This is a genomic window from Bradyrhizobium sp. STM 3566 (genome assembly GCF_045571445.1).
GTDB lineage: Bacteria > Pseudomonadota > Alphaproteobacteria > Rhizobiales > Xanthobacteraceae > Bradyrhizobium > Bradyrhizobium vignae.
Genome location: NZ_CP120692.1, coordinates 7,805,652 through 7,821,733 on the forward strand (window position 1 = coordinate 7,805,652; position 16,082 = coordinate 7,821,733).

The 16,082-nt window shown below is 62.9% G+C and carries 13 protein-coding genes and 1 tRNA gene; 12 read left to right on the forward strand and 2 right to left on the reverse strand.

Annotated elements, in window-relative coordinates; genetic code table 11:
• The first annotated feature begins 87 nt into the window (after positions 1-87).
• The 10 genes from P6U27_RS37000 to P6U27_RS37045 all read left to right on the forward strand — a co-directional run bounded on the left by P6U27_RS37000 (position 88) and on the right by P6U27_RS37045 (position 11,326).
• Entirely contained in the window at positions 88-852 is a 765-nt protein-coding gene (locus P6U27_RS37000; protein WP_122406263.1) for an ABC transporter ATP-binding protein, read from the forward strand.
• Entirely contained in the window at positions 849-1,571 is a 723-nt protein-coding gene (locus P6U27_RS37005) for an ABC transporter ATP-binding protein (RefSeq protein WP_122406264.1), read from the forward strand. Before P6U27_RS37000 ends, P6U27_RS37005 begins: the two co-directional genes overlap by 4 nt.
• The gene (locus P6U27_RS37010; RefSeq protein WP_122406265.1) at positions 1,568-2,578 is read left to right on the forward strand and encodes a branched-chain amino acid ABC transporter permease; all 1,011 of its coding nucleotides are present in this window, start codon (positions 1,568-1,570) and stop codon (positions 2,576-2,578) included. Before P6U27_RS37005 ends, P6U27_RS37010 begins: the two co-directional genes overlap by 4 nt.
• Positions 2,575-3,660 carry a branched-chain amino acid ABC transporter permease gene (locus P6U27_RS37015; protein WP_174221619.1) on the forward strand — a complete coding sequence of 362 codons (1,086 nt, stop codon included), beginning with the start codon at positions 2,575-2,577 and terminating at the stop codon, positions 3,658-3,660. Before P6U27_RS37010 ends, P6U27_RS37015 begins: the two co-directional genes overlap by 4 nt.
• Positions 3,661-3,831: 171 nt before the next feature.
• Positions 3,832-6,954, forward strand: coding sequence for an EAL domain-containing protein (locus P6U27_RS37020; protein WP_164936718.1), 3,123 nt, complete (start codon positions 3,832-3,834; stop codon positions 6,952-6,954).
• Positions 6,954-8,003, forward strand: a complete 1,050-nt coding sequence (locus tag P6U27_RS37025; RefSeq protein WP_122406267.1) for a diguanylate cyclase — start codon at positions 6,954-6,956, stop codon at positions 8,001-8,003. The genes P6U27_RS37020 and P6U27_RS37025 overlap by 1 nt, the downstream gene beginning before the upstream one ends.
• Positions 8,004-8,329: 326 nt before the next feature.
• Entirely contained in the window at positions 8,330-9,493 is a 1,164-nt protein-coding gene (locus tag P6U27_RS37030; RefSeq protein WP_244608062.1) for an MBL fold metallo-hydrolase, read from the forward strand.
• Position 9,494: 1 nt separating this feature from the next.
• Positions 9,495-10,406, forward strand: a complete 912-nt coding sequence (locus P6U27_RS37035) for a hypothetical protein (RefSeq protein WP_122406269.1) — start codon at positions 9,495-9,497, stop codon at positions 10,404-10,406.
• Positions 10,407-10,431: 25 nt separating this feature from the next.
• Positions 10,432-11,151 (forward strand): metallophosphoesterase family protein, encoded by a 720-nt coding sequence (locus P6U27_RS37040; protein WP_244607843.1) that lies wholly within the window; start codon positions 10,432-10,434, stop codon positions 11,149-11,151.
• 98 nt (positions 11,152-11,249) lie between these two features.
• Positions 11,250-11,326 (forward strand) — tRNA-Arg (locus tag P6U27_RS37045).
• An 853-nt stretch (positions 11,327-12,179) separates the two neighbouring features.
• Here the strand turns inward: P6U27_RS37045 and P6U27_RS37050 are convergent.
• A complete protein-coding gene (locus P6U27_RS37050) occupies positions 12,180-12,614 on the reverse strand; it encodes a hypothetical protein (protein WP_197711523.1) in 435 nt (144 codons plus the stop codon).
• 392 nt (positions 12,615-13,006) lie between these two features.
• A complete protein-coding gene (locus tag P6U27_RS37055; protein WP_122406270.1) occupies positions 13,007-13,216 on the reverse strand; it encodes a hypothetical protein in 210 nt (69 codons plus the stop codon).
• A 128-nt stretch (positions 13,217-13,344) separates the two neighbouring features.
• Here P6U27_RS37055 and dinB point away from each other — a divergent pair, with 128 nt between their 5' ends.
• Both dinB and P6U27_RS37065 read left to right on the forward strand, forming a co-directional pair.
• Positions 13,345-14,445: a DNA polymerase IV gene (gene dinB, locus P6U27_RS37060; RefSeq protein WP_122407003.1), complete on the forward strand. Its 1,101-nt coding sequence runs from the start codon at positions 13,345-13,347 to the stop codon at positions 14,443-14,445.
• Between the two features lie 108 nt (positions 14,446-14,553).
• Positions 14,554-15,993, forward strand: coding sequence for a sensor histidine kinase (locus P6U27_RS37065; RefSeq protein ID WP_122406271.1), 1,440 nt, complete (start codon positions 14,554-14,556; stop codon positions 15,991-15,993).
• Positions 15,994-16,082 lie beyond the last annotated feature (89 nt).

Below are 16,082 nucleotides of genomic sequence, written 5' to 3' on the forward strand. Positions count from 1 at the left end.
TGGACGATGCTGCGCATCGCCAGGAGCCAATCGACCTCTCCCCTTCCGGGGAGAGGTGTCACAACCAGCCCGACACGCTTGAAACCCATGCCCCTGACCCTCGAAACCCGCGATCTCACCATACGCTTCGGCGGCCATGTCGCGGTCAACAATGTCTCCTGCACGTTTCGCCCGGGCGAGCTCACCGCCATCGTCGGGCCGAACGGCGCCGGCAAGACCACTTATTTCAATTTGATCTCGGGCCAGCTGCGCGCTTCGCACGGCAGCATCCTGTTCGACGGCGCCGACATCACCCAGCATTCCGCGCCGATGCGCACGCGCGCAGGCCTCGGGCGCGCCTTCCAGCTCACCAACCTATTCCCGAACCTCACCGTGGAAGAGAACGTCCGCCTCGCGGTGCAGGCGGCGAACGGCACCCATTACGACATGCTGCGGCCCTGGATGGTGCGCCGCGACCTGATCGCGCGCGCCGACGCCATCCTCGACCAGGTCGCCCTCGGCAATCGCTGCGGCGTCGCCGCGACCGCGCTGTCGCATGGCGACCAGCGCAAGCTGGAAGTGGCGTTGATGATCGCGCTGGAGCCAAAGGTCTTCATGTTCGACGAGCCGACCGCCGGCATGAGCATCGACGAGGTGCCTGTCGTCCTCAACCTCATCGCACAGCTCAAGCAGGACAAGAGCAAGATCATCCTGCTGGTCGAGCACAAGATGGACGTGGTGCGTTCGCTCGCCGACCGCATCATCGTGCTGCATAACGGACAACTCGTTGCCGACGGCCCGCCCGCCGAGGTGATCGCCTCGCCGATCGTGCAGGAAGCCTATCTGGGCGTTGCGCCAAAGAGTGCCGCATGACCGATCTCTTAAAACTCTCCGGCGTGCACACCCATATCGGGCGCTACCACATCCTTCAGGGCATCGATCTCGCCGTCCCGCAAGGGCAGGTCACGATGCTGCTCGGCCGCAACGGCGCGGGCAAGACCACGACGCTGCGCACCATCATGGGCCTGTGGCAGGCCTCGAAGGGCGAGATCACCCTCGCCGGGATGCGCATCGAGAGCCTTGCGACGCCCGACATCGCCCGGCTCGGCGTCGGCTACGTGCCCGAGAGCATGGCGGTGTTCTCCGATCTCACGGTCAAAGAAAACCTGGTGCTCGCGGCCCGCGACGGGCCCCTCGACGATGCCCAGCTCGACTGGATCTTCGGCTTCTTCCCCGCGCTGCGCCGGTTCTGGCTGTCACGGGCGGGAAGTCTCTCGGGCGGACAGAAGCAGATGCTGTCGATCGCGCGCGCCATCATCGAGCCGCGCAAGCTGCTCTTGATCGACGAGCCGACCAAGGGCCTCGCGCCCGCCATCGTGATGGCGCTGATCGAGTGCCTGAAGGAGATCAAGCGCAAGGGCGCGACGATCCTGCTGGTCGAGCAGAACTTCTTTGCCGCCCGCGAGCTCGGCGACAGCGTGCTGGTCATGGACAACGGCACCATCGTTCATCGCGGCGAGATGGCGGCGCTCGCCGCCGACGTGCCGCTGCAGGAGCGGCTGCTCGGCCTGAGCCTGGAGGCGCATCAGTGACAGACCTTGCCGCAACCGATCCGCTGCCGAAGCCGAAGCGCGATCTCGCGCCGGTCCTGCTGCCGATCGCCCTCGCGCTGCTGATGATCCCGCTGATCGGATCGACCAGCTCCTGGCTGACCTTGACCGCCGCGAGCCTTGCCATGGGCATGATGATCTTCATCATGGCTTCCGGCCTTACCCTCGTGTTCGGCCTGATGGACGTGCTCAATTTCGGCCACGGCGCCTTCATCGCCGTCGGGGCCTATGTCGCAACGCTGGTGCTGGCGCCGTTTGCGGCGTCAATTCAGGCGGATTCGCTCTGGGTGAACCTCGCGGTGCTGGCGCCGGCCGCGCTGCTGTCGATGGCAGTCTCCGGCGCGCTTGGCCTGGTCGTCGAGCGCGTGCTGATCCTGCCGGTATATGGCCAGCACCTGAAGCAGATCCTGATGACGACCGGCGGCCTGATCGTCGCCGAGCAGACGCTCTATGCGCTGTGGGGCCCGCAGATCATCCCGATGCCGCTGCCGGCCTCACTGCGCGGCTCCTTCATCCTCGGCGACGTCGCGGTCGCCAAATACCGCGTACTGGCCATGCTGATCGGGCTCGCCGTCTTCATCGCGATCCAGCTCGTGCTCAACCGCACCAAGCTCGGCCTCCTGATTCGTGCCGGTGTCGAGAACCGCGAGATGGTCGAGGCGCTCGGCTACCGCATCCGCCGGCTGTTCCTCGGCGTGTTCATGACGGGCTCGGCGCTGGCCGGCCTCGGGGGCGTGATGTGGGCGCTCTATCGCGAGCAGGTGCACGCCTCCATGAGCGACGACCTCACCGTGTTGATTTTCATCGTCGTCATCATCGGCGGCCTGGGATCGATCGGCGGCTGCTTCATCGGCGCGATCCTGGTCGCCATGGTTGCCAATTACGGCGGCTTCCTGGTGCCGAAACTCGCCCTCGTCTCCAACATCCTGCTGATGGTCGCCATTCTGATGTGGCGGCCGCGCGGCCTCTATGCGGTGACCAGCCGATGATGATTCTCTCAGGCGATCCGCCGCGCAGCCGCGTCCTCACGCTCCTTCTCGTCGTCATCATCCTGGCGCTGGCCGCGACGCCGTTCCTGTTTCCGGGCGCCAAGGCGCTGAACGTCGCGGCCAAGATCTGCGTCTTCGCCGCGCTGGTCGCCTCCTACGACCTGCTGCTCGGCTATACCGGCTCGGTGTCGTTCGCCCATACCATGTTCTACGGCATCGGCAGCTACGCCATTGCGATCGCCTTGTACGGAATGGGCCCGAACTGGGCCGCGGTCGCAACCGGAATCGTCACCGGCCTGCCGCTCGCAGCGCTGCTCGCGCTTGCCATCGGCCTGTTCTCGCTGCGGGTGGCCGCGATCTTCTTCGCCATGATCACGCTCGCGGTCGCCTCCGCCTTCCAGGTGCTGGCCTCGCAGCTGTCCTGGCTGACCGGCGGCGAGGACGGGCGCAGCTTTCAGCTGCCCGAATTGCTGCGCCCCGGCAGCGTGCTGATCTCGAAAAGCCTGTTCGGCTTCGAGATCAACGGCCGCATCCTGACCTACTACCTGGTGTTCGCGATCTCTGGCCTGATGATCCTCGCTTTGCTGCGCGTGGTGAACTCGCCGTTCGGGCGCGTGCTGCAGGCAATCCGCGAGAACCGGTTTCGCGCCGAGGCACTCGGCTTCCGCACCGTGTTCCACCTGACCTACGCCAACTGCCTCGCTGCGCTCGTCGCCGCCAGCGCCGGCATCTTGAACGCGCTGTGGCTGCGCTATGCCGGTCCCGACACCTCGCTCAGCTTCTCGATCATGCTGGACATCCTGCTGATGGTGGTGATCGGCGGCATGGGCACGATCTACGGCGCGATCATCGGCGCCACGATCTTCATCCTTGCCCAGAACTATCTGCAGTCGCTGATGGGTGTCGCCTCCAAGGCGGCGGGCGAAGCCGGCCTGCCGCTGCTGCCGGGGCTGTTGCATCCGGACCGCTGGCTGCTGTGGCTCGGGCTGCTGTTCATCGCCAGCGTCTACTTCTTTCCGACCGGCGTGGTCGGACGGCTGCGCAAGGCCGGCGGCGGCAAGAGTGCAGGCGGCCCGCACTAAGCCGGCATCAATGATGCAGAGCAGCGATTGCGCGCCGCGCAACCGCAACGAGAGATTCCCGCTTCGCGGCCTACGGACGCGACCACGCGGCCGAATTAATGCTTAGGTAACTGGTTTTCCTAAGGTTTGCGCCATTTCTGCAATGTATTCCTGTTCCAGCAGGGAGGGGGAATGCGCCAGGTTTTTTCCAAGGTTGCAGCCGGAATATCTCTAGCCGCGAGGAACGGCTGGGTGGTCTTGGCGCGGCGTGGTCCTGTGCTGTGGCTGACCCTGTGCGGCGTGTTGCTGGTCGCGGGCATTTTCATCGTCACGGCCGTGGCCGTCGGCGAATTTCGCGAGCGGGCCCTCGCCAACCGCGAACGCGAGCTGGAAAACACGGTGCAGCTGATCGCGCGGCACTTCGATCAGCAATTCCAGGATTCCGACAGCGTCGCCGCCGATGTGATCGAGCAGATGAACCTGCCTGAGATCACCTCGCCCGCAATGTTCCGCGAGCGCATTTCCGGACCTGCGACGAACCAGATGCTCCGCAGCAAGATCGGCTCCGTGTCCTATCTCGGTGACATCGCGATCTATGATGCCGACGGCGAACTGATCAACTGGTCGCGGATCCAGCCCCTGTCCAAGATCAACGTCTCCTCGCGCGCTTATTTCCAGACGTTCAAATCGGATCCAGCGGCCGAGCCGGTCATCCTGGAATCTGTCCGCAGCTTCATCATCGACCAATGGACCACGATCGTCGCGCGCCGGCTGACCGGCGCCGACGGCACCTTCCTCGGCGTGATGGTCCGGCGCATCGACCCGGACAGCTACCGGCAGTATTTCGCATCGGTCGCGCTTGCCGAGGGCACGGCGATCTCGCTGTTCGATCGCGAAGGCAAGATGCTGGCGCGCTATCCGCACGTCGAAGAATTGATCGGACGGAGCTTCAAGGACGCCCCGCTGATGCAGAGGGTGCTGACCAGGGGCGGTCAGCAGACGCTTCGCGTCAAGAGCCCGATCGACGGCGAGGACCGGCTCGGCTCGGCCGCGTCCCTGAATCATTTTCCCCTGATCATCGTTGCGACCAATACGATGTCGGCTGCGCTCGCGGACTGGCGGCAGCAGACCGGCTTCCTGGTCGCAACGGCAGGCTTCTCGGCAGCCGTGATCGCGCTGATCCTCTATCTCATCATTCGGCAGATCAACCGGCAGAACCGCGAGGCCAAGGAGCGAATCGAATTGGAGCGGCAGCGGCTGGATACCGCCCTCAACAACATGTCGCAGGGGCTGATCCTGTACGATGCCGCCGGATATATCGTCATTTGCAATCGCCGCTACGCCGATATGTTCGGTCTGTCCCACGACGTCATCAAGCCCGGCTGTCACATTCGCGAGGTGATGTACCATCGCAAGGAGCGCGGCGCATTCGACGGCAACGTCGCGGAATTTTGCGCGGACGTCATGCGGACCGTCGCCGAAGGTACCGTCTCCACGAGAACTCATCAGCTGGCCAATGGCCGCGCTTTCCACGTCATCAACACCCCTCTCGCGCAGGGCGGATGGGTCGCCACGATCGAAGACATCACCGAGCGCCGCGACCTGGAACAGGAGCGCGATCGCAACCACACCTTCCTGCGCGAGATCATCGATCACATTCCGTCGCAGATCACGGTAAAGGACGCTCAAACGCGGCAATATCTGCTGGTCAATCGCATCGCCGAGGAAGTCTTCAACGAAACGGGCGAGACGATCGTCGGCAAGACCGCCACCGATATTCTCCCGGCACCGGAGGCCGTCATCGTCAAGCGCGATGATGACGCCTTGCTGCAATCGCCCGATCAGCTGTTGGTCAAGGAACAAAGTTGGCCGAGGCGGACGGGTGGCCAGCGACATACCATCTCGAAGCGTATCGGCATTCGCGACAAGGCGGGCAAGCCGCGTTACATCATCAACGTGATCGAAGACGTCACCGAACGGCGGCGCGATCACGAAAAGATCGCGCATATGGCGCATTACGATGCGCTGACCGACCTGCCGAACCGGACCCTGTTCCGCGAGCAGATCGAACGCGAGCTGGCGAAAGTCGCCGATGGCTGCCAGTTCGCGCTACTCTACATCGACGTCGACGAATTCAAGGGCATCAACGATTCGCTCGGCCATCATGTCGGCGACGAGCTGTTGAAAGCGATCGCGGGCCGTCTCCGCGGCTGCCTCAAGCAGGGCGACCTGATCGCGCGGCTCGGCGGCGACGAGTTCGCGGTGATCCAGACCGGGATCGCATCGTCCGCCGACGTACTGTCCTTCGTGACGCGGATCTACCAGGCGATTCGGCAGCCCTATCATTGTCTCGGCCATCAGCTCTCGACCGACGCCAGCATCGGGATCGCGCTGGCGCCGCAGGACGGCGCCGATCTCGATCAGTTGATCAAGAACGCCGATCTCGCGATGTACGGCGCCAAGGCCGAGGGACGCCGCACCCACCGCTTCTTCGAGCCGGCAATGGATGCGAGCGCCAAGGCGCGCCTGAGCATGGAGCTGGATCTGCGGCAGGCTCTGGTGAATGGCGGCTTCGAGATTCACTATCAGCCGCTGGTCGACCTGCGCACCAATGAAGTGTCGGGCTGCGAGGCGCTGCTGCGCTGGCGGCATCCCGAGCGCGGCATGGTGTCGCCAGCGGAGTTCATTCCGATCGCCGAGGACACCGGCCTGATCACCGAGCTCGGCGACTGGGTGCTGCGCATGGCCTGCAACGAGGCCGCGACCTGGCCGGCGCATGTGCGTGTCGCGGTCAACGTGTCGCCGGTGCAGCTCAAATGCGACACGCTGGCACTGCGGATTGCGGGCGCGCTCGCCGCGTCCGGGCTGGACCCGCGCCGGCTCGAACTCGAGATCACCGAGGCGGTGCTGATCCGCGACGACGAGGCGGCGCTCTCGATCCTGCATCAGCTCCGCTCGATCGGCGTGCGCATCGCACTCGACGATTTCGGTACCGGCTATTCCTCGCTGAGCTATCTGAAGCGCTTCCCGTTCGACAAGATCAAGATCGACCGCTGCTTCGTCGCCGACATCGCCGAGACGAGCGGCGCGCCCGTGATCGTGCAGGCGGTGGTGAACATCGCGGCCGTCAGCAACATGACCACGGTCGCCGAGGGCGTCGAGACCGAAGCACAGCGCGACATGCTGCGCGCGCTCGGCTGCACGCAGATGCAGGGCTATCTGTTCAGCGCGCCGAAGCCCGCCAGCGAAGTGCGAAGGCTGTTCGGTCCCGGCGATGGCTTGCCCGGGACCTTGCCCGTGGCGGCGGTGGCGTGATGGCGAAGCCGCGCAAAAACGTCGATCTCGCGGATTCCTACGCGGTGCGGCTGATGCAGCACCTGGTGGTGCCGACCTTCGTGATCGATCCGAAGCGCCGTGTCGTGATCTGGAACAGGGCCTGCGAGCGGCTGACCGGCGTCGACGCTTCCGAGGTGATCGGCACCAATAGGCACTGGCAGGCCTTCTACGAAACCAGGCGGCCATGCCTTGCCGACCTCGTCGCGCTCGACCGTCCCGAACAGCTGCCGGAGTACTATTCGGAATATGCCGCGCGCGGCCACAACGGCCTCGGCTTTTCCGCAGAGAACTGGTGCGTGATGCCGAAGCTCGGCAACCAGCTCTATCTCGCCATCGACGCCGGCCCGATTCACGACGAGGCCGGCAACCTGATCGCGGTGGTGGAGACGCTGCGCGATCTCACCGACCAGAAGCGCGCCGAGATGTCGCTGAAGGAGCTCGCCACCAAGGACGGGCTGACCGGCCTGTCGAACCGCCCCGCCTTCGACCAGATGCTGATGAGCGAGTGGGCCCGCGCCCAGCGCACGCAGAAGCCGCTGGCGCTGCTGTTCGTCGACGTCGACCATTTCAAGCTGTTCAACGACCGCCACGGCCACCAGAGCGGCGACGAGTGCCTTCGCGCGGTCGCAGCTGTCGTCAACCGGCATGCCGTGCGCCCCCTCGACCTCGCCAGCCGCTATGGCGGCGAGGAGTTCGCGCTGATCCTGCCGGACATGGACTGCGACGCCGCCTGCACCGTGGCCGAGGAGATCCGCAGCGCCGTCATGGCCTTGCAGATCGCCCATGGCGCCACGGGCGCCGGCGACCACGTCAGCCTCAGCGTCGGCGTGGCAAGCCTGATTCCCGGTGGCGCGGGTGGCGGCCCCGACCGGCTGCTGGGCGCGGCCGACGAGGCGCTCTATGTCGCCAAACGGCTCGGCCGCAACCGCGTCATCTGTGCCGAAAGGGTGCTTGCCGAATTCGCGCGAGCCGATCGCGGCTCGCACCGACTTCCAGCCGTCGCAAGTCGCCGGTCGCGCCGGTGCTGAAGTTCAGCCCATTGAAGGTTCTATTGCGTTCGGGTTCGCCAACGGGTGATGTTGCGCCGAAGCAACATGCAGATTTTCTTCACGAGAAGTCGCAATTTCTCGGGCGCTCATTTGAATATAGATAAGTCATTGCCTGGAGCTGTATTCGCTTTGATGTTTCCCTGCCCATTGCCCAGTGCCCTCGCCTGCTCGGCCGCCCCCGGCTCAGCCATCGAGACCAGCCGCTGATGTCCAAGGAAGCTGGTTCGTTTCGCGGACGTGTCCACCGCGGAACGCAGCAAATTGGTGGCACCTGCATCGAACTCGAGGCCGCGGGCGAGAGAATCCTGCTCGACCTTGGACTTCCGCTCGACGCCGACGGCGCGTCCGACGATCTTCTCCCGTCCGTGGCCGGGCTTCGCGGCGACGATCCGACCCTGCGTGCGATCGTCCTGTCGCACGGACACGGCGACCATTGGGGTTTGCTCCCCCTGTGCAGCCCCAATGTCCCCCTGGCCATGGGCGCTGCAACCGCTCGCATCATGCGCGCGGCAGCTCCTTTCGTGCCCAACGGCTTCGTGCCAGGCGTTTCATTCGAGCTGGCCGATCGCAAGACTTTGCAGATCGGCCCCTTCAGCATCACGCCCTATCTGGTCGATCATTCGGCCTATGATGCCTATGCGCTGCTGATCCACGCCGCCGGCCGGCGTCTGTTCTATAGCGGCGACATCCGCGCGCATGGTCGCAAGAGCGGCCTGTTCGAGCGATTGGTGAGCGATCCGCCCCGCGGCGTCGATACGATGCTGATGGAGGGATCGAGCCTCGGCCGTCTTGACGAACGGACACAATTTCCGACGGAAGACGCCATCGAAGCGAGATTGACCGAGAGCCTCAGGCCGCCGGGCTTCGTCATCATCTCCGCCTCGGCGCAGAACATCGATCGCATCGTCAGCCTCTATCGCGCCTGCAAGCGCAGCGACCGGACGCTGCTGCTGGACCTCTACGCGATGGAGATATTGCGGGCCACCGGCAACGAGCGCCTGCCGAGCGTCGGCTGGCCCAACCTGTCGGTCTACGTGCCGGAATATCAGCGGCGACAGATCGCACGGAACAGGCGCTTCGACCTGCTCGAGCCGTACAAATCCGCGCGAATCTACCGCGAGCGCATCACCGAGATCGCCGATCGCACAGTGATGTTGTTTCGCCCGGCAATGGCCCCCGACGTGGAGACCGCAAATCTCTGGGCCGGCGCCAGGGCGATCTGGTCACAATGGGACGGATACCTGAAGGATGGTCCTGGAGCCAGGCTGAAGGCGGATCTCGCAACACGCGGCGTACCCATTGAGATCATCCATACCTCGGGCCACGCCAGCATCCTGGATCTCAAGCGGCTCTCGAGCGCAATACGACCGGACAAGCTGGTGCCCGTTCACACATTCGAAGGCGACAGCTTTTTCAAATATTTTGACAACGTCACGCGACGCAGCGATGGCGAATGGTGGGAGGTATGAAATGAGCTTCAGACGCGGAATCCGGCAAGACGACTTTCGCAAGGCACTCGAGGCACTTGCTCGGCAGGATGGCTGGTGGAGGGACGTTCTCGCCGATCCCTCTCTCATCATCGGCGTTCGGAACGAGTACCTGAACGTCTATTGGCAGGGACAATCCATCTTCAAGGTGTCGTTCAAGGGCGGGAAGGTGACCACCACGACGCACGAAAAGTATCTCCTGAATCCGGACTTGAAGGATCAGATCTCGCTTTTCGACGGCAAGTTCGCCTTTGGCGAGGCCGAGCAAAGAATGCTGACGCGCGAATATGAGGGCGCAAAGACCCTGGAGAAGCTCAAAAGGGCTGCATCGCTCTACTCCGGACGAGAGAAGGAAGGCGTTCACGAGATCGCGACATCCAATCGCTCCGTCGTCGACGTCGAGATCGCGATCAACGCATCCGGCGCCCCCGGCGTTGGGCGGAGTCTCCCGCGCATGGACCTTGCGAATTTCGAGACGACGGCGAGCGGAATAGATCTGGTGTTCTGGGAGGCCAAGACGTTCAGCAATCCCGAACTGGAGAACGGCAAGATTTTCCACCAGATCAAGGACTATAGGGCGGTGATCGACCTTCACAAGACGGAGATCGATGATAGCTATCGATGGGTTGCGAAGAATCTGACCGAGATGGCGGAATGGAGCAACGGGCACCGTAGTGTGGCTGAGGCGGTCGGCGCGGTTGCGAAGGGAGAGAAGATCAACGTGAGCAACGCCAATATCGGGCTGCTCGTCTATGATTTCACCGCGGACCAGCGTGATCGCAAGGACAAGGACGGCAAGACGCTGAACGACAGGGTGATTGAATCGCTCGCGGATCTGGGCGTGGGCCCAAAGCGCATCAGGTTCAAGGGCACGACCAAGGATCTCTACATCTGAGTTGGTAAGAGGGAGAAATCCTGCTTTGCCACTTCCCGAGCACGAACTGCTGACCTTCGCCATCGGCGACATCCACGGCTGCTTCGAAAAGCTGATGTCGCTTCTCGTCGTGTGCGATGAGATTCGCGGCCATCGGAGCGCCCAGTTTGTCTTTGTCGGAGACTACATCGACAGGGGGCCCCAGAGTCGCGAGGTCATGAATGTGCTCGTGGGCAGCAAGGGGCAGCAGGACCGATCCTTCGTCTGTCTCCGGGGCAACCATGAGGAAATGCTGCTTCGCGCGGCCGAGATAGAGCGCACCGACCGGGATCTCATGAACTGGTGGGGGAACGGCGGCGAACAGACGCTCGACAGCTACGGAATCGATGATCCGGCCGATTTCCCGAGCGAGCATCTCGACTGGATACGCGCGCTTCCGCTCATGAAGATCGAGCATGGACGACTTTTCGTCCACGCAGGAATACGGCCGGGCGTACCGCTGGCGTCGCAATCCGACCAAGATTTGCTCTGGATCCGGGAACCCTTCTTGTCGTCCGATCTCGACCACGAGTTGTTCATCGTCCATGGCCATACGCCGATCCGGTCCTGGACACCTGATCTGCGAGCGAACCGGCTGAACCTGGATACCGGCGCCTGCTTTGGCGGCCCGCTCACGGCGGCCGTGTTCGTCGCCTCGAAGGCGCGGCCGTTGATGTTTGTGAACGATTCCGGCGAGATCTCGCGACCGGCCGCCCTCCTGGATTGAAAAGCGATGCGCAGGACCGGGAATCGGGCGATACCGGGCGTCTGGGCGCGGGCGGAGGTTGCCGACCCCGCGGCAATCGGCTAAATGAACCTCGACTAGCACCCGTAGCTCAGCTGGATAGAGCGTTGCCCTCCGAAGGCAAAGGTCACACGTTCGAATCGTGTCGGGTGCGCCAATCGCTAAGCGGTTATACCCAATCAAGCCGCCTTCTGACCAGTGCACGATAGCTCGTCCCGCCTTGTCGGGGTCCCCGACGCTCCAGACTTCGTCCGCGGTTCGATGCCACTGTGCTGTTAGCGCGACATCGATGTTCGCCAGCACACAAGATCCTTGGCGAAGAGCCAGCCTTCGGCGTGCCAGGCGTAGGGCTCCTTTCACAATTGCGTCCATCCCGTGTTCGCGGAGCCAGTGACGATGGCGCCAATCATCGTCAGCTGAATAATCCATTTCGGCCTGAGCCAGGCGCAGCGCTTCCTGCAGCTCTGCAGCCGATATCCCGCGATCCGCCTGTCTCTCGAATTTGTTAATCGCCTCTACGACGAGAGCCAGCCGACGGATGAGGTAGACCGCTTCGGTATCGTTACCCGCCATTGTACGCAGCAGAGCGGCGGCGAATTGTGATAGTGCGCGGTGCGCCTCGTCCTTGGCCCATTCGATTTGTCGATCGGCCCGAGCATTCGGGTTGTCGCTAACGACCCTCAGCTTAGGAGGCTTCTCGTCGTCTTCCCCGTCATTGTCGCGGCCCGCCATTCTTAGACCCAATGCACCTTGAAGCGTGGAATGGGCCATGCGTCATCACCAGACCCTCCATAGGATCAGGCCAAGAAGCACAGTTTGCAGGACGAGCCTCGGATTCGATCTCATCAAGGTTCTCGCATACGTACCGACGGAAGTTCTCCTCACTTTGGAGCACCGCATATTGATCGTTGAAGGACCAGCGCAGGAAATTCGATCGTGTCATAGCTTCAAAACCGTAGATGTGAGACGCTCCTGGTCCTCCACAGACCCTGGCCAAGACCCAGGAGTCGCTAGTCATCGTCGCCCTGAATAGACAGGCCCTTGCCATATGGGTTCGTCGGACTGTCCGCCGAATACGGATTTCCGGCTCCGTATGGATTGTTGATGCTGTCCGGTGAGTAGCGGCTGCCGTATCGGCCGTTAGGGTTTGAAACGGAGTCCGGGTCGTAAGGATTGCTGCTCAGGCGTCCTCGATAATTCCCATCGGAATCGTATAGCTTTGGAGCGTTCGTAGCATACGGGTTGGTTGCCGAGTCGTTGCTGTACTGGCTGCCATAGCGCCCGTAGGGATTGTTGATGCTGTTTTGACCATACGGGCTTCCAGCACCGTACGGATTACCTGTCGAGTTAGGAGCGTACGGATTGGCGGAGTAATTCCCCAGTTGTTGGGCGCTTGCGTCTGAAATAGCCAAAGCCACCAAGCAGGCAAGTATCCATTTGACCATTTCCTCTCCCCTGGTTGAGTCTGCACTTTCATACAACCATGGGCAGGATTGTCTGTCCATTGCTTGAATAATGGTTTGACACATGAGCAAATTACCCGTCCGAGAGCCGCCGGCGCAGAAGAAATCACCAGCCCTCCAGTTCGTACAAGATTGGCTTCCAATTGCTGCGGTTTTGGTCGGAGCTCTGTGGACGCTCTACGACTACTCGACCAAGAGGTTGGAGGCGGAAAAAGCGGCAGAGGCAACCCGGAGGATTGAGGCCCGTCGCTGCCGCCCATGTATGCCGAGATCGGATCGACGATGATCAGCCTGACATTGCCGATTTTCCTCGCCATCTCTTCCAAGAGATCGACGTCGGGTGCGCCAGCTTGCAGCCGCTTTCATGCCGGCTTTCACGTCAGCATCGAGATGATTGCCTGAACCTGATCAGAGGCGGACGCCACCAGTCCGTCATACGAAGTCTGGCCGTGTGCCGCGGCCTTCAGGATGCATTCGGCTACGGCCGCTTTCAGACCGAAGACCGACTGGTGAGCCGGCACGTTCGCCACCACGGTCTCCAGCGCTTGGCGCATCGTCTGAATGAGTTCGGAGCTGTATTGCATGGGCGTCCTCCGCCGGCTCATATTAGGTCGCGTGCTCCCGCTTGCCACTCACAAGCCTGAGATTGCGCTTTGACAACTGACCCATCCATCACCTCGCGCTTCTCCTTGCTCGCTTGTATCATCTTGCCATGAGCGAATCCGACACCGTGACCGGCGCAGCCTCGCCGGTGCGCAAGATCATCCACATCGACATGGATGCCTTCTACGCGTCGGTGGAGCAGCGCGACAATCCGGAGCTGCGCGGCAAGCCGGTCGCGGTCGGAGGCTCCGCGGAACGCGGTGTCGTCGCGGCCGCCAGCTACGAGGCCCGCAAGTTCGGCGTTCGCTCCGCCATGCCATCGGTGACGGCGAAACGGCAGTGTCCCGATCTGATCTTCGTCAAGCCACGCTTCGAGGTCTACAAGGCGATCTCCAGGCAGATCCGCGACATCTTCGCCGAGCACACGGCGATGATCGAGCCATTGTCACTCGACGAAGCCTATCTCGACGTCACGGAGAACCTGCAAGGCATTCCGCTGGCGCGGGACATCGCGCTGAAGATCCGCGAGAAGATCAAGGCCGAGACCGGCCTCAACGCGTCCGCGGGCATCTCCTACAACAAGTTTCTGGCCAAGCTCGCTTCCGATCATCGCAAGCCCAATGGTCAGTTCGTGATCTCGCCGGAGATGGGACCGGCCTTCGTCGAGACGCTGCCCGTCGGCAGGTTCCATGGCATCGGTCCGGCGACAGCTGCCAAGATGAACGCGCTCGGCCTATTCACCGGCCGCGACATCCGTAACCAGACGCTGGAGTTCATGAATGCGAATTTCGGCAAGTCGGGCGCATACTATTATTGGATCTCACGCGGCGTCGACGAGCGGCCGGTCCGCGCCAACCGGATCCGCAAGTCGATCGGTGCGGAGAATACGTTCTCGGCGGATCTCGACGCGTTCGACGCGCTGGTCGCCGAGCTCAGGCCTCTCGTCGATAAAGTCTGGCGCCATTGCGAAGCCACCGGCAATCGCGGCCGCACCGTGACCCTGAAGATCAAGTTCGCCGACTTCGAGATCATCACGCGCAGCAGGTCGGTCACGGCGGCCGTTGCCGGCCGCGACGATCTGGAGCGGCTGGCCTGCGGCCTGCTCGAAGCCGAGATGCCGCTGCCCAAGCGCGTCAGGCTGTTGGGGGTCTCGCTGTCGTCGCTCCAGGTCGGAGACGGTGCGGAGCCGCAGCTGACGTTGGGCATCTGAACGGGGCTGGAGGCCCCCCCTTCAGCGAGCGCGGCATCTTTGTCCGCGACGCGGCGCGAAACCTGTCGTAGAGACACCAAGACACGGTTTTTCGCGATTGATGCTGGAATGCTTGCCTTATTGATACGCCTCGGACTGCGTTTCGAAGACCGCATCGAGGAGCGCCGGTTTGTCGACCAATATGTCCGAGGCAGTCTCGGCTGGACGCAGATCGCGATGCTGCTTGGCGCCGCCACCTATGCCGGCTACACACTGTGGGACTGGGTGCTCTACCCCGAAGTCGTGCCGACCACGCTCGCAATCCGTGGTGGCACCGCCGTGTTCATCCTGCTGCCGCTCACGGCATTGCTGTCACGGCGCTGGATGAAGCCGTGGGCGGAGACCATTTTCCTCGTCTATTGCGTCATCCCCGGCTGCATCCTGCCCAGCATTTATCTCGTGCTGCCATCGGGCTTCACGTTTGCCGCGCCCGGCATGATGATGATCATCCTGTTCGTCTCGACCATGCTGCCATTGCGGATCGGCTCGCTGGCGATCTTCTGTTTGCTCTCATGGGTGGCGCTGCTGATCGCCGAGACGTTCGCGCCGACGCTGCCGGCGGGCCTCAGGTTCATCAACCACTCTCTCGTCGGCAACGCCTACGCGCTATCGCTCTACGCTGTGGCTGCACGCGAGTACCGGGCGCGAAAGCAATTCCGGACATCCGAGGCGCTGCAACGCGAGAAAGAACGCTCGGAGAAATCGCTGCGAGATCTGCGCGCGACCCAGGAGCACCTCGTGCAGGCGGAAAAGCTCGCCTCGCTCGGGCAATTGGTGGCAGGTGTCGCTCACGAGGTCAGCACCCCGCTCGGCCTCGCCTTGACCACCTCGACGGCCATGCAGGCTGACCTGCAAGCGATGAGTGACGCATTGGCCGGAGCATCGGTCCGGCGCTCCGATCTGACCAAGGGCATTGACCGGCTGAAGCAGGGACTCAGCCTGACCTTCGACAATCTGCATCGCGCGTCCGAGATGGTGCACAGCTTCAGGCAGGTCGCCGTTCACCAAGCCGATGAGGACCGGCGCACTTTCGAACTCAGGGATTGGCTGTCGGAGTTGATGTCCAAGCTCGGGCCATTGCTGGCGCATCACGGCCTGACGGTCGAGGTGCAATGCCCGGCGGGAGTCAAGCTCAACAGCTACCCCGGAGCGCTTGCTCAGGTGATCAGCAATCTCGCCCTCAACACTGCCGTGCACGCCTATCCTGACAAGAGAGGCGGCAGGTTTGTCATCACGGTGAGCCGGCCGGACCCGACTTCGGTCCGCCTGGTCTGCGCCGATGAAGGCGTCGGAATCCCCGAGCCATTGCAGGCTCACGTCTTCGATCCGTTCGTGACGACCAGTCGGGAGCGTGGCAATGCCGGCCTGGGACTCCACATCGCGTTCAACCTGGTTGCCTCATCGCTCAACGGGCGCTTGCGACTTGAGCGCAAAGCGGGTCCGGGAACTCAGATCGCCATCGAGATTCCGACAGAACAGACATTGCAACACAGCAGCGAAGTCTCTTGAGATCGGAACGCCGTGCGAGCGGTTCCCGAGGCTGCGCCGATCTTCGCCCTCAGGATCGCCGGTCTGCTGCAAACCAACAACAGCCCCGC